A 13,317-nucleotide genomic window follows, 5' to 3' on the forward strand; every position below is an offset into this window, starting at 1 on the left:
GTATGAAACGCCGTGATTGGATTCGCTTCACAAGCTGTGGTTTGTTAACTACTTTTTTAGCTCTCAAGTATTCCCCCTCTAGCTCTGCTCAAAATAATACGGGGGTTACAATTCAATGGTTAGGTCATAGTGCTTTTGTTTTTAGCAATCCTCAAGCGAAAATTTTGGTTAATCCTTTTACGCCTTTGGGTTGTACCGCAGGATACCCCAAACCAAATCCAGAAGTCGAAGTTGTGATGATTAGCAGTCGCTTGTTAGACGAAGGTTCGGCGGCAGGTTTACCGAATAACCCTCAATTAATGGTTGAACCGGGGGTATATCAAGTAAAAGCGATCGAATTTCAAGGTATCAAAACGTTTCATGACAGAGAAGGAGGTAGAAGATTTGGTGATAATGTGGCATGGAAATGGACTCAGGGGGGGTTAAAAATTCTCCATTTAGGAGGAATTGCCTCTCCCATTGATATTGAACAAAGAATTCTCATGGGTTCTCCTGATGTCTTATTTGTGCCTGTAGGGGGAAGTGCTAAAGCCTATAATGCCCAAGAAGCGATCGCAGCTATCAAGGCTTTAAATCCCAAAGTTGTCTTTCCCACCCAATATTTAACCGATGCGGCTGAACCCGGGAAATGCGACTTAACAAGGGTAGATGAATTTTTGGAACTAGCCAAGCAAGAAGAAGATATGGGTATCAAAATCATTCAAGGAAATCAAACTACCATCAAACCTCAAGACTTACCGCCAAAAGGTACTTTAATTAGAGTTTTCAGCAATTAGTGAATAGATAAAAAAAGGGCAAAGGGCAAGGGGCAAAGGGCAAAGGTAAATAGTTGATAATTAAGAATTAGTTTCCCCACAACACCCCAACACCTCAATCCCCCAACATCCTGACACTTGCAACCCGAAACCTCTTTCTAAACTTTGAACTCAAAAAAATATGACTTCTTCCCGTTGGTTAAAAATCCTTAATCCTTATTTATTTCTGCTTCCTGCTTTAATAGTTTTAGGGATTATTGTCTTTTTCCCCGCAATACAGGCTTTTTCTCTGAGTTTTACCCGTTACGAATATGATTTAACTCAACCGCCTGAATGGATTGGTTGGGAAAACTTTCGACAGTTAAGCGAAGATAAGGTATTTCGACAGACTTTAATTAATACCCTTATCTATTTACTTGGCGTTGTACCTCCTTTAGTTATTCTCTCTCTCTTGTTAGCGATTCTTGTCAATCAGAAATTAAAAGCAATTACCTGGTTTCGAGGAGCATACTATACACCTGTAGTTGTTTCCATGGTAGTGGCAGGATTGGCTTGGAAGGCTCTTTATTGGTCAAATGGTCTTTTTAATCAATTTTTGCGTAGCATAGGCTTAGAGGACGGTATTCCTTGGTTAACTAGCCCTAATTGGGCAATCTGGAGCTTAATGATTGTCACTGTTTGGAAAGGATTGGGATACTACATGGTTATCTATTTAGCAGGATTACAAAGTATTTCTCCCGAATTGTATGAAGCAGGAGCAATTGACGGTTCAGATGGTTGGCGTAAACATCTTGATATTACAATCCCTTTGATGAGTCCTTATATTTTTTTGGTGGCGGTAATTTCAGCATTAAGTGCAACTAAAGTTTTTGAAGAAGTTTATCTTCTCACTCAAGGAGGACCACGCAACGCCTCTAAAACAGTAGTTTATTATCTCTATGAAAAAGCATTTAAGGAGTTAGACATTAGTTATGCTTGTACGATGGGATTAGTTTTATTTGTTTTTATTTTAGTTTTATCAATTGCTAATTTATATCTTTCAAAAAGAGTCAATAATTAGGGATTGATTGATTAAAAATGATGTTATGACCATAAGCAACAAGCCAGAGTGTTATTTATTATTGGTTATTTATTATTGATTGAAGTTAATTACTGTTTTACATTTTTTATTAACTTTCGATAAAAATAAAATCAATTTATCTACTTTTTTTATCCTATAAACATTGTAATTGTTTGTGTAGATAACGTTGTCCTGATCTACTACTATAAAATAGTAAATCTGTCAAAACTTTAAGGGCTAAAGATAGTTTTTGTTCTTGAGTTAAATTGAGGGACAGAGTTTCTTCTGATTCTGATAAACCAAAGAAATTATCGAGATATTCTTTGACTATTCCATAATAATTATTCTGCTCAGAATTTTCTATTTGTTCAAGCAAAGAACAAGCTCTTCTGATTAATTCTTCGTTTTTTTGTAATACTTTACTTAGATATTCAACCACTAAATCAAGCTCCGATTTACTAATAGGAATAACCATTGATTCTAGTTTAATTCCTAATGCTAAAATACCTAAATAAATTAGCTTTATTTTATTAGGAGTAAGGTTCACTTTTTCTACATCAATAAAATTTTCTTGCACGTTATCTTGTTCTTCTAACATATCACTACAATATGAATAAAATAGTTTTTAATTTACCAGAAACTTTTGCTTATAATCTTTTTAAGCTCAATCAAATAGATTGTTATTTATACGATACCTTAACTTCTACTAATGACCAAGCATGGTTACTGGAAAAGCAGAATAATATTCCCTTTCCATTCGTGGTTATAGCAAGGCAACAAACCGCAGGAAAAGGTCAAAGAGGTCATATTTGGCGATCGCATCTCGGTGGTTTATACTTAAGTTTAGGTTTAGAGTTAAACTTGCCTGTTAATTGTTTACACCATCTTACCCTATTCAGTGCAAGCGCGATCGCATCTGAGTTTAATAATATAAAAATACCTGTTGCCATTAAATGGTTAAACGACTTGATTTTGGAAGGCAGAAAATTAGGGGGTATTTTATGGGAAACAAAAATAGAGAAATCGATAATCAAAAAAGCAGTTATCGGAATTGGCATTAATTATCAAAATAATTCTCCTGCCAATGGAATCAGTTTAAATGATTATTTGTGTGTCGGTCAAAATCCTGATATTGATAGTATAGAAAAAATAGGTTTTTTGGCTATTAAAGCAATAATAAATGGTTATTACTTTTATAAAAATTATGGTATTGATTTTGTCGTAAAAACATATAATAGCTTACTTTACAATCATAAAGAAACAGCACTAATTAATCAGCAAAAAGGAGAAATATTAGGAGTTAACAAAAATGCTAATTTATTGATAAAAATTTCCTCTCAAAATGCTAAAACTATCATCAAATTCCCTCCCGAAAAATATAGTATTAGTTACAATAAAAACTCTCAAGGATACTTTGTATTAGAAGAAAAATAGGCTCTATCAGTTTGAGTATGTAAATTATTAGTTAGGGTAGGCAAGAGGCAATAGGCAATAGGGGATTACTAAATAATAATTTATAAACTTTTGGTTTTTATTTTACTATAAACACTATTCAATGAAGGTTATGGAAGTCCTGTTTCTCTTAATCTCTCATAACCACACTCTGAAGAACCGAAAAATAAAGTTATTTAACCTCAGTTTGGCTTAAGAATATCTGATAAAGTCAGGTATCAAGTTTAACTGAGTTAGTAATCCGTAGAAGTAACCAAATCAGGAGTTTTTCTTCTCAACTATTCTCTCTTTGCTTTTTCTTTTCCTTGATTTACTTAAAAAATCTAATTTAAGTAATAAAAATATAATCACAATAGGTTTTAAAAGACTTATCCTCAAATATTTCGATTATTCGATAGCCTGACAAAGTATTAGCAATTTGAAAATGGGGTTTATGTCTGTCAATTTGAAACATTGTTGATGGAGTGAGAAAAAGATGTATATTTTGATAGGAAATATAACTTTCTTGGTGATAATGTCCACAAAAAAATCTGAAAGTTTTGTTTGATATAGTTGAGAGTTTTTCTTTGATAATTTTCCAGTTTGCCAATGAGTGGTTGTCATCCATAAATGGAGAAGCACAAGTAATAGGAGGATGATGAATAAAAATAATTGTATTGTCATCTGTGGATTCAATCAACCAATCAATTTGATTATCAGAAAGTAATTTATCATTAGTATCCAAACATAAAATATTTATTCCTGACAAATTTAATTGATAGTTAAGTTTATTTTCTTCAATATCAACCAGAAAAGGCAAATTAAAAACCTGTTTCATGTTATCGACACTATCATGATTACCTGCCATCCAAATAATTTTACTGTTATAGTTTTCTGTTTTTTTTGCTAACCACTCATAAGAATTTAAACTACCCTTATCGCTAATATCTCCAGAAAAAATAATTAAGTCAAAATCTTTTTTTTCAATAGTTTGCTCAAAAACCATGGCAAGTTTATCATAAACGTTATGCCCATGAGTTGTGGATTTTTCGTCAAGATGAGTGTCTGTGATTTGTAATATTTTTTTTGTTGCTACTACCATTTTTATCAATAAAAATACTTAAAATTACCCTTGTTAAAAGAACTATTGCCGTGTTTTAGTTTTATTCTATAAGTAGAAGACTGACATTCCCACTTTAAAAAAGTGATTAAAGTAGCGTTTTAGTGACATATTTTATTATATTTACGTCACTGGTTATAAAAAAACAAGTATCTTGATTCTTGACATAACTAATCAATCAGAAAATAAATACACAGAATAACCGAACTAAAAATGACGGAAAACCAGAAAGAATAAAATATTACAGTTTTTTCAGTTGATTTATAATAGAAAGTGAATTAAAAATAAGATTTTTTAGTAATAATTATTTACATTTTTTCCTAGTTATTAGTAATTAATAATTAATCACTCTGAAAACAAGGAGAATTATTTTTTTATGAATGGTAACATCAGAGTCGGTAGTTTATTCGGCATTCCTTTTTATATCAATCCCTCATGGTTTCTGATTTTGGGGTTGATGACTTTAACTTTTGGTACAGATTTAGCCTATCAAACAAATTTACCCGGTTTAGTTCCTTTTTTATTGGGATTAGTCGCTTCTTTACTGCTATTTTCTTCCGTTTTAGCCCATGAATTGGGACATAGTTTTGTAGCGATTAGTCAAGGAATAGAAGTAAAATCAATTACATTGTTTATTTTTGGGGGTCTAGCCGCCCTTGAAAAAGAGTCTAAAACCCCTGAACAAGCGTTTTTTGTGGCGATCGCAGGTCCTGTGGTTAGTTTAATCCTTTTTGCGATTTTCCTCATCATAGAAACGAATTTCACTTTACCGATCGCACTACAACTAATAGTATCTCTTTTAGCAACCATTAATCTTGTCTTGGCATTATTTAATATGATTCCGGGGTTACCCTTGGATGGTGGTAACGTATTAAAAGCCATTGTGTGGAAAATCACAGGTAATCCCCAGAAAGGAGTAATTTTTGCGGGGCGTTTTGGACAGTTTTTTGGTTGGACAGCTATTACTATAGGGGCAATGGGAACATTAGGAATAATTCCCTTTGGTAATTTTTGGACTGTCTTAATTGGTTGGTTTTTACTACAAAATGCGGGAACGGCGGCACAGTCTGCCCAATTGGAGGATAAATTAAATCATTACTACGCTAAAGATGCGATTTCCCCTGAAAGTCCTGTTATTCAAGGTAATTTAACTATTAGACAATTTGTTAACGAATACGTAATTGGTAAACAACCATGGCGTAAGTTTCTCGTTACCGATGAAGATGGTATTTTAACAGGAGTCTTACACTTAGATGATATAAGAGCGATCGCAACTTCTCAATGGAATGAAGTATTTGTCCATCAAGTGATGAAATCAAAAGAAGAAGTTAAAACCGTTGTGGACACTTTATCTTTATTAGAAGTGGTTAAACTTTTAGAACAACAGCAGGATTTGGAATTAACAGTAGTTAAAGAAAATGGTTTTGTTGTGGGATTGATCGAGAAACAAGGTATTATTAAGTTTTTACAATCTCAAGCGGCATAAAAATGATTTAGGCACAAATGCAAAATTAAAATCAATTTCTATGGAGTTGGAGTCAATTTTTTTTACTGTTGCCTGTTGCCTGACTTCTACAAAAAGTCTATTATTCCCTAGCTTAGTATTACTTTTGTTCCATTTTTATTTAACAATATTTTTATTCATTAGAGAAATCCACAACTAAGGTTAATTGAAACATCAAATCTACGCTAAACTTGGTTAAATACAAAATCTTGCTTTTTCTGGTTAGGATTGATTAAGTATCGACTATGCAAAATTTACGGACACCAGTGATTAACTATTACCAAGTATTGGGCATTTCTAGTGATGCCTCTCCTGAAGACGTTAAAAAAGCCTTTCGCACCTTAGCAAGACGCTATCACCCCGATGTTAATCCGGGAGATCAAAATTCTGAGGAAATGTTCAAGCAAATTAATGAAGCCTACGACATCCTTTCTGATTACACAAAACGTCAACAGTATGATAGTCAATTTCTGGGTGGCAAACGTAGATTTGTTGGTAGTCAAACGAAAAAACGCCCTAGTAATGGCTTTCCTTTTCCTAATGCTAATATTGGCGGTTTTTGGCAAGATAATGTTCGATCCTCTAATGGTGCTTCCTCTGGTAATAAAAATTCTACTTATCGCCCCAATCCTCCTAATATCGGTGATTTTCGTCCGGGGACTACTAAAACCATCAAGTCCACCCCCTCTCCTCGCACCCAACCCAAAGACATTGAGGCTAAACTGACTTTACCTCTGACTAAAGCCTATGAGGGGGGAAGAGAAAGAATTAGATTGGAAGATGGGCGATCGCTTGAAGTGGATATGCCACCATGTATGTATCATGGACAAAAAATACGCTTGAAAGGTCAAGGTATCAGAGGCGGGGATTTGTATTTAAAGATTTTAATTGAACCTCATCCCTTTTTCACTTTACAAGGTTCTGATATTTCCTGTGAAGTTCCTTTGACTCCTTCTGAAGCAATAGTTGGAGGTGCGATCGAAGTTCCTACCATTGATGGTTTAGTGAAAATGAATGTCCCCGCCGGGGTAAAATCAGGACAAAGATTAAAATTAGCCAATAAAGGTTATCCTAATATACGAGGAGAAAGAGGAGACCAATTAGTTATTATTAATATTGTTATCCCCCCTGAAGTGAGCGAGGAGGAGAAGGAGCTGTACGCCAAAATCAGGGAAGTGGAACAATTTAAACCCCGTCAAGATTTTATTGATCTTTATACACAATTGTAAAAAAGAATAGATAGTCGGGTTAAGCTAATTACAAATTCCTCAAGGTCTATTGTGTTAGCATCTAAATAAAGAAAAACCATCCTCTAGTTAAAATTAACTGGATATTCCCACATCCTAATATAGAGTTTTGAGACGAGTTAATTGAATATGAAAATTACTAAACGTAGGCTTATTTTGGGTACAACAGCCTTAGCTGTTTCTAGTGTTGCCATGACAGGTATTGGTTTAAGAGTATCCCAAAGTCAAGCATTTTTTGAAGATAGTCCCAAGGAAATTGTTGATGAAGTTTGGCAAGTAATTAATAGACAATATGTGGATGCCACTTTTAATGGAGAAGATTGGCGAGGAATTAGACAAGAGTATCTCGACAAAGAATATAGCGATAAGGAAGAAGCCTATGAAGCAGTCAAGGAAATGCTGAAGAAGCTCAATGACCCTTATACTCGTTTTATGAATCCTGAAGAGTTTAAAAGTATGCAAATTGATACTTCAGGAGAGTTAACAGGAGTAGGAATCCAAATCACGAAAGAAGAAGAAACAAATAATATCGTTGTTATTTCTCCCATTGAAGATACTCCTGCGGCTGAGGCTGGTATCATTTCTAAAGATATTATTCGCAAAGTTGATGGTAAAAGTACCGAAGGGATGGACTTAAATGATGTTGTTTCTCTAATCCGCGGAAAACCCGGCACTCAGGTAAAGTTGACCATCGAAAGGGAAGGAAACATAAGAGATTATAATCTCACCAGAGCCAAAATTGAAATTCATCCTGTCAGGGCAAGAATCGAAAATACCCCTAATTTGGGAAAAATTGGCTATATTCGTTTAGTTCAATTCAGTGGTAACGCTGTCCAGGAAATGAAAGATGCGATCGAACTTGGGGAAAAAGAAAATGTGAATGGTTATATCCTAGATCTGCGATCGAATCCCGGTGGTTTGTTATACTCTAGTGTCGAAATTGCAAGAATGTTTATCGATAAAGGTCAAATAGTCTCTACCGTTGACAGAGTTGGACAAGTAGATGCTCATAATGCTAATGGTAGTGTTTTAACTAATAAACCTATCGTTGTCCTTGTCGATGGCGGTTCTGCTAGTGCCAGTGAAATCCTCTCTGGTGCTTTACAAGATTATGACAGAGCCACAGTAGTGGGAACACAAACCTTCGGGAAAGGTTTAGTACAATCGGTTAGAGGCTTAGGGGATGGTTCAGGATTAGCGGTAACTATTGCTAAATATTTAACTCCAAAGGGCAGAGACATCAACAAAGAAGGAATCGTACCTGATGTTGTTTATGAAATGACAGATGCAGAAAAAGAGGTTCTGATCCAAGACCGTGATAAAATCGGGACAACAGAAGACGCTCAATATCGTAAAGCCTTAGAAATACTTTCCCAACAGGTGGCAAAAAAATAATTAGTTGGGGGGAGAAACAAGTAATGAGGATAGGAGTTCGGAGTTCTGGTTGCAGGTGTCAGGGAATTGGGGTATGGGGGTGTTCGAGTTAGTGTTTATTCAACACTTTTGCCCTCCCCCCTCTCGAGGGGGGATAAAGGGGGGTTTCTTTTAAGAGGAGACACAGAGGGGTTTGCCTCTTGCCCTATTTCTCAATTAAGAGAATAAATTTTGCCATCAATCAGAATACGACTAATGCCTTTTGCTTTAAGGTAAATAGAAGTTTTTTGTAACATCTTACCATCAGGCACTTTTATGACTTTTCCTTTGCGATCGCAAAATCGTTTAGCCACCTTATGATTATCAAAAATAGGTAGGGTTAATTGTAAAATTTCTGATCCCGGTATTTTGCCCAGATGTCCAAAGTCTTTGAGAGGCTTAGTCACCAATTCTGCATAACGATCGATCACAAGATAACAAACTTTCGGGAAAGTTGCATTTTCTAGGGGTAGTACTTGTAACTGACTCTCAGCCATAGGATTAGAAACAATTAGTTTTTTTTCTATTTCTTCATCCTCGAAATCTTCTTCGTCTTCTTCTATGTCCTCTATTTCATCTTCCATATCCTCTCCATACATTGCCGCCAAAACTTGGACAGACTCTAGAACTTCTTCTTCCTCTTCGTTAATCTCTGTTTCTTCTGGTTGTACATCTAACATCACATTATTAGCTCTTGTATCTTCTTCCTTAAGTTGTATTTTTGGAATTACGGAAGTGTTATCTTGATGAAGAGAGATTGGCTCTAATTCTTGTGTTTCTGAAGATAGAGATAAATTCTCGTTTTCCTCCTCAAAATCTAAATTTAATTGTGCCTTTTCTTGATCTTCTTTTATGACACTAGAATATTCATCAATATCATTATCATTTTCCTTCGAATCTTTGGAGGAGTGATCAATTATTTTTTCCTCCATTTCCTCCTCTGGGTTTTTTGCCGTACGTGCTAAACGTTTTTCCTGAATTAAATCTTCGTATTCTGTTTCCGTGAGACTATTTTTGAGAAAACGACTCACCGTAGAACTGCTGACCCCAAAACGCACCGCTAATGTTGAGGTTGTCTCGTTGGTATTGCGATATAAAGATAATATTTCTTGGCGATCGCCATCGGATAATTTTCTTGGACTCATAATCTCAACCCTACCCCAATTAATTAAGCGTCTAACTCAAACAAACTATTGCCATTATTAATGTGACTGATATTAGTTGTGTTTGTCAAGAATAGCTCAAATAACAGTAGCATAGAAACGTTAAATTAGTGTATGTTGATGAGGATGAGAATAAATAAATCAACCACGAGAATTGTTAAGTAAAATATAAAATTCATCACCACTGCTTATGTCTATTTTTAGTTTTAAACCAGCATTGTTAGTTTTAGCAGACGGCACTACCTATCAGGGTTACTCCTGCGGCGCTACAGGTACAACTTTTGGAGAAGTCGTTTTCAACACGGGAATGACAGGTTATCAAGAAGTGATGACAGACCCTAGTTACTGCGGACAAATTGTTACTTTTACTTATCCTGAATTAGGAAATACAGGAATTAATCCAGAAGATGATGAATCCCATCAACCCCACATTAAAGGAGTTATTGCCCGTAATATATGCGATCGCCCCAGTAATTGGCGCTCTACTCAATCCCTTCCAGATTATCTGAAGCAAAATAATATTATTGCTATCTACGGCATCGACACCCGTGACCTAACTCGCCGTTTACGCATCTCTGGTGCGATGAATGGGGCTATATCCACAGAAACCCTAGATCCAGAACAATTATTAATTCAACTGCGTACAGTACCTTCTATGGCAGGTTTAAACCTTGTTAAAGAAGTAACTACCAAAGAAGTTTACGAATGGCATGAAAGCACGAATTCTGAATGGGAATTTAGTCCTAAAGCAAGTTTAGCGGACAAAGAAAAATATACAGTAGTTGCCATTGACTTTGGTATCAAACGTAATATCCTCCGCCGTCTAGCGAGTTATGGTTGTAAAGTAATTGTTGTTCCTGCTAATACCCCCCCTGAAGAAATCCTCAAGTATAATCCCGATGGTATATTCCTCTCTAATGGACCAGGAGACCCTTCTGCGGTAGCCGAAGGTATTGCCACGGCAAAAGCTCTTTTAGAGGCGAAAAAGCCCACTTTCGGCATTTGTATGGGGCATCAAATTCTTGGTTTGTCTCTAGGAGCACAAACCTTTAAACTAAAATTCGGACATAGAGGTTTAAACCAACCCGCAGGATTAAAGCAGAAAGTAGAAATTACTAGCCAAAATCATGGTTTTGCAGTGACAGAAGAATCTTTAGGGGCGGACGTAGAAATAACCCATCTCAATCTTAATGATCGCACTGTAGCAGGTTTAAAACACAAAAATCTACCATTTTTCTCAGTACAATATCATCCTGAAGCAAGTCCAGGTCCTCATGATGCCGATTATTTGTTTGAACAATTTGTTAAATTAATGAGGGATAATAAATAACCTGAGTTCAGGATAAATTTTTATCTTAAGGGGGGACAATAACTCTAAAAACCTTATAGGTAGCAGGTAGCAGGTGTTAGGTGTTAGGTTTTGTCTCCACTAATATTTATCATTATCTCTATTTACTCAATGGTTCGAATAATAGGCAAAACTATTGGATTATCAACATTTTGAGATAATATGTCTGGCTATTTATTTAGTAAATACAAAATACTGTTCATGTATTTAAAACCTGCAACCTGAAACCTGAAACCTAAAACCTACCCTCACTGCAGTTTCATTGTCTCCCCGTCAACTTGATTATCCATCAAAATTAGTTGCGGTGAATTTGGCTTACCATAGGCTTTGATGGACTCTATCTCCAAGCTGAAAACACCTGCCCGAAAAGTGGGATTATATGCACCATCATATTCAAATTTACTTAACATTAGCTGTAAAGAGTAAACTCTGGTTTGATCAAATTGATCTGCATTGACGGTTTTAGCCCGAAATACAGGTATTAAATCTTTGAAAGGTATATCAATAGTCATCCACACATTTGCAATCGTGTTAAAGGAATAACAATAACTGATACCGTCCCATTTTCCCTCACAACGGGTAATAAATTTGTATCTGTTTCCATCTCCTTGTACTCTCAATCGGATACCCTCATAAGCCGATAAATCCCAAGGGGGATTAAAATTTTTGCTTCTTACAGACACAAAACCGCCGTTGTTATCTGTCGAGACGTTGCCAGTAAAGATGGCTTTATTTTCCTTAAAAAATAAGTTACTACTACTTACTCCTCCCATTACCACATCATCTACTGCCCCCCAAATATATCTCTGATTTTCATTGCCATAGCGTAAGTCACATAAAATAATTTCACCGGGAAAAAGCTGTTGATTAATCAGATTGATTAAATTATTAATACCGGGTTGGGGAAAACAAAAAATGCGATCGACTCTTTCTAGTAAATGGGGTGATAAACTGTCTTGAAGAAGGTTAATTTTAATAATTTCAGTTTTTTCGGAAGGGTTAGGATTAAACGAAGATGTGTTAAGAATACGCAGAGGTATATTTTGTTGTTGAAGATTATTGAGGGTTTCTTGAGCTAAAGGACTATGATCATAACAAATTAGAGTAAAATTCATGGTTGAAATTAGAGGTGAAGTTTTGTGCTGAGAAATATTGAAAAAATTTGTAAAACAGTTAAAAAAAGGAATAACTTCAAAAAAAGTTAGAGTTTCCCATAATTGTTTGATTTTCATAACTTAAAATTATTTCGGTGAATCATAAGAATATTTGACTTGATTAAGTTTTAGCTTGATTTTAATTTTAATTTCACTATTTTTATTAATAACGAGCTTAAGAGCTAAAAAGAAAGTAAAGTTTTAAGCAATTAAATAAGAACCCAAAGAATAAATACCAAAAATTAGTAATATCCCCCCACTAATAGGATTAATCCACTGGGTAATAACTCGTAAATTTAATAAACTCTTTAATGTGCCTGTAAATGTACCTGCTAATATCAGAGGAAAAACATATCCAATAGCATAACTTACCAGCAATAAAGAACTTAAAAATATATTTTCGCTACTAGCAACAAAAGCTAATAGTGTAATTAAAACTGGAGTACTGCAAGGAGAAGCAATTAAGCCAAAAGTTAGTCCTAGAAGATAAGATTTAAGACTATTAGGAAAGTTATCTTTTACCCAATTACTAGCATCCCAATTAGGAAATTTTAAAGGTACTATTTCTAATAAATTTAAACCCATTAAAATTGCGATCGCACTTACGAATATTGGTAAACCAGTACCAATTTGCCCATAAACCCTACCTAATAAAGCGGCGAAAACTCCCAGCAAAGTAAGAGTTGTGGCTAATCCTAAAGCAAAATAGGCTGATTGCAAAAAAGAAGATAATCTTCCTTTAGTTTCATAACCGCCAATATAAGCAATAGTTAGAGGAAGCATTGATAACATACAAGGAGTTAAACTGGTGATTAAACCAGTCACAAAAATAATCAAAAAACTAAAAATAGAGACTTGATGTAATTGATTATTAACTAATTCATTGGCAAACTGTTGTAGATAATAAAGTTGATTAGAAAAAGACTCTAACATATTTATTTTTTCACTATTAGGATATTGACTGCTTTTGCCCTAATCTATGATACACCGACAGAAGCTAAGACGCATTTATCCATAATGATTTAGTGTTATTTACTTTTATCCAAAATATGAAAATAAAAATTAAAAGTTATTACTGATTATTTTATCTCGCTACAAAAAATACCCATTATTGTCAATTCT

The 13,317-nt window shown here is 34.8% G+C and carries 12 protein-coding genes; 7 read left to right on the forward strand and 5 right to left on the reverse strand.

Annotated features, from left to right (window positions below):
- Window positions 1-2 precede the first annotated feature (2 nt).
- Together CYAN10605_RS04865 and CYAN10605_RS04870 are read left to right on the forward strand one after the other, a co-directional pair.
- Window positions 3-776, forward strand: a complete 774-nt coding sequence (locus CYAN10605_RS04865; RefSeq protein ID WP_041922681.1) for an MBL fold metallo-hydrolase — start codon at window positions 3-5, stop codon at window positions 774-776.
- A 160-nt stretch (window positions 777-936) separates the two neighbouring features.
- Complete coding sequence (locus CYAN10605_RS04870) at window positions 937-1,815, forward strand: carbohydrate ABC transporter permease (protein WP_015218834.1); 879 nt, start codon at window positions 937-939, stop codon at window positions 1,813-1,815.
- A 154-nt stretch (window positions 1,816-1,969) separates the two neighbouring features.
- Here CYAN10605_RS04870 and CYAN10605_RS04875 read toward each other — a convergent pair whose 3' ends face one another.
- On the reverse strand, window positions 1,970-2,413 hold the full coding sequence (locus tag CYAN10605_RS04875) for a DUF3038 domain-containing protein (protein ID WP_015218835.1): 444 nt from the start codon (window positions 2,411-2,413) through the stop codon (window positions 1,970-1,972).
- 11 nt (window positions 2,414-2,424) lie between these two features.
- Between CYAN10605_RS04875 and CYAN10605_RS04880 the strand changes: the two genes are divergently transcribed.
- On the forward strand, window positions 2,425-3,249 hold the full coding sequence (locus tag CYAN10605_RS04880; protein ID WP_015218836.1) for a biotin--[acetyl-CoA-carboxylase] ligase: 825 nt from the start codon (window positions 2,425-2,427) through the stop codon (window positions 3,247-3,249).
- 346 nt (window positions 3,250-3,595) lie between these two features.
- On the opposite strand, the gene CYAN10605_RS04885 is transcribed toward CYAN10605_RS04880, so the two are convergent.
- Window positions 3,596-4,348 carry a metallophosphoesterase family protein gene (locus CYAN10605_RS04885; RefSeq protein WP_015218837.1) on the reverse strand — a complete coding sequence of 251 codons (753 nt, stop codon included), beginning with the start codon at window positions 4,346-4,348 and terminating at the stop codon, window positions 3,596-3,598.
- A 394-nt stretch (window positions 4,349-4,742) separates the two neighbouring features.
- Between CYAN10605_RS04885 and CYAN10605_RS04890 the strand changes: the two genes are divergently transcribed.
- The 3 genes from CYAN10605_RS04890 to ctpC all read left to right on the forward strand — a co-directional run bounded on the left by CYAN10605_RS04890 (window position 4,743) and on the right by ctpC (window position 8,512).
- Window positions 4,743-5,852, forward strand: coding sequence for a site-2 protease family protein (locus tag CYAN10605_RS04890; protein WP_015218838.1), 1,110 nt, complete (start codon window positions 4,743-4,745; stop codon window positions 5,850-5,852).
- A gap of 263 nt (window positions 5,853-6,115) precedes the next feature.
- Entirely contained in the window at window positions 6,116-7,099 is a 984-nt protein-coding gene (locus tag CYAN10605_RS04895) for a DnaJ C-terminal domain-containing protein (protein WP_015218839.1), read from the forward strand.
- A 147-nt stretch (window positions 7,100-7,246) separates the two neighbouring features.
- Window positions 7,247-8,512 carry a carboxyl-terminal processing protease CtpC gene (gene ctpC, locus CYAN10605_RS04900; RefSeq protein WP_015218840.1) on the forward strand — a complete coding sequence of 422 codons (1,266 nt, stop codon included), beginning with the start codon at window positions 7,247-7,249 and terminating at the stop codon, window positions 8,510-8,512.
- A 191-nt stretch (window positions 8,513-8,703) separates the two neighbouring features.
- Here the strand turns inward: ctpC and CYAN10605_RS04905 are convergent, their stop codons facing one another.
- The gene (locus tag CYAN10605_RS04905) at window positions 8,704-9,675 is read right to left on the reverse strand and encodes a helix-turn-helix domain-containing protein (RefSeq protein WP_015218841.1); all 972 of its coding nucleotides are present in this window, start codon (window positions 9,673-9,675) and stop codon (window positions 8,704-8,706) included.
- 208 nt (window positions 9,676-9,883) lie between these two features.
- Between CYAN10605_RS04905 and carA the strand changes: the two genes are divergently transcribed.
- A complete protein-coding gene (gene carA, locus CYAN10605_RS04910; protein WP_015218842.1) occupies window positions 9,884-11,023 on the forward strand; it encodes a glutamine-hydrolyzing carbamoyl-phosphate synthase small subunit in 1,140 nt (379 codons plus the stop codon).
- Between the two features lie 266 nt (window positions 11,024-11,289).
- On the opposite strand, the gene CYAN10605_RS04915 is transcribed toward carA, so the two are convergent.
- Window positions 11,290-12,156 (reverse strand): CIA30 family protein, encoded by an 867-nt coding sequence (locus tag CYAN10605_RS04915; RefSeq protein WP_241212799.1) that lies wholly within the window; start codon window positions 12,154-12,156, stop codon window positions 11,290-11,292.
- 240 nt (window positions 12,157-12,396) lie between these two features.
- The gene (locus CYAN10605_RS04920) at window positions 12,397-13,128 is read right to left on the reverse strand and encodes a cytochrome c biogenesis protein CcdA (RefSeq protein ID WP_015218844.1); all 732 of its coding nucleotides are present in this window, start codon (window positions 13,126-13,128) and stop codon (window positions 12,397-12,399) included.
- Window positions 13,129-13,317: the final 189 nt, after the last annotated feature.

Source organism: Cyanobacterium aponinum PCC 10605 (assembly GCF_000317675.1).
In the GTDB taxonomy this organism is placed as follows: Bacteria; Cyanobacteriota; Cyanobacteriia; order Cyanobacteriales; family Cyanobacteriaceae; genus PCC-10605.

Bases quoted from the DNA above. Each gene is read 5' to 3' on its own strand.
- ctpC (WP_015218840.1), top strand. From the start codon at position 7,247: ATGAAAATTACTAAACGTAGGCTTATTTTGGGTACAACAGCCTTAGCT.
- CYAN10605_RS04885 (WP_015218837.1), bottom strand. From the start codon at position 4,348: ATGGTAGTAGCAACAAAAAAAATATTACAAATCACAGACACTCATCTT.
- CYAN10605_RS04875 (WP_015218835.1), bottom strand. From the start codon at position 2,413: ATGTTAGAAGAACAAGATAACGTGCAAGAAAATTTTATTGATGTAGAA.
- CYAN10605_RS04895 (WP_015218839.1), top strand. From the start codon at position 6,116: ATGCAAAATTTACGGACACCAGTGATTAACTATTACCAAGTATTGGGC.
- CYAN10605_RS04920 (WP_015218844.1), bottom strand. From the start codon at position 13,128: ATGTTAGAGTCTTTTTCTAATCAACTTTATTATCTACAACAGTTTGCC.
- CYAN10605_RS04865 (WP_041922681.1), top strand. From the start codon at position 3: ATGAAACGCCGTGATTGGATTCGCTTCACAAGCTGTGGTTTGTTAACT.
- carA (WP_015218842.1), top strand. From the start codon at position 9,884: ATGTCTATTTTTAGTTTTAAACCAGCATTGTTAGTTTTAGCAGACGGC.
- CYAN10605_RS04905 (WP_015218841.1), bottom strand. From the start codon at position 9,675: ATGAGTCCAAGAAAATTATCCGATGGCGATCGCCAAGAAATATTATCT.
- CYAN10605_RS04890 (WP_015218838.1), top strand. From the start codon at position 4,743: ATGAATGGTAACATCAGAGTCGGTAGTTTATTCGGCATTCCTTTTTAT.
- CYAN10605_RS04870 (WP_015218834.1), top strand. From the start codon at position 937: ATGACTTCTTCCCGTTGGTTAAAAATCCTTAATCCTTATTTATTTCTG.
- CYAN10605_RS04915 (WP_241212799.1), bottom strand. From the start codon at position 12,156: ATGAATTTTACTCTAATTTGTTATGATCATAGTCCTTTAGCTCAAGAA.
- CYAN10605_RS04880 (WP_015218836.1), top strand. From the start codon at position 2,425: ATGAATAAAATAGTTTTTAATTTACCAGAAACTTTTGCTTATAATCTT.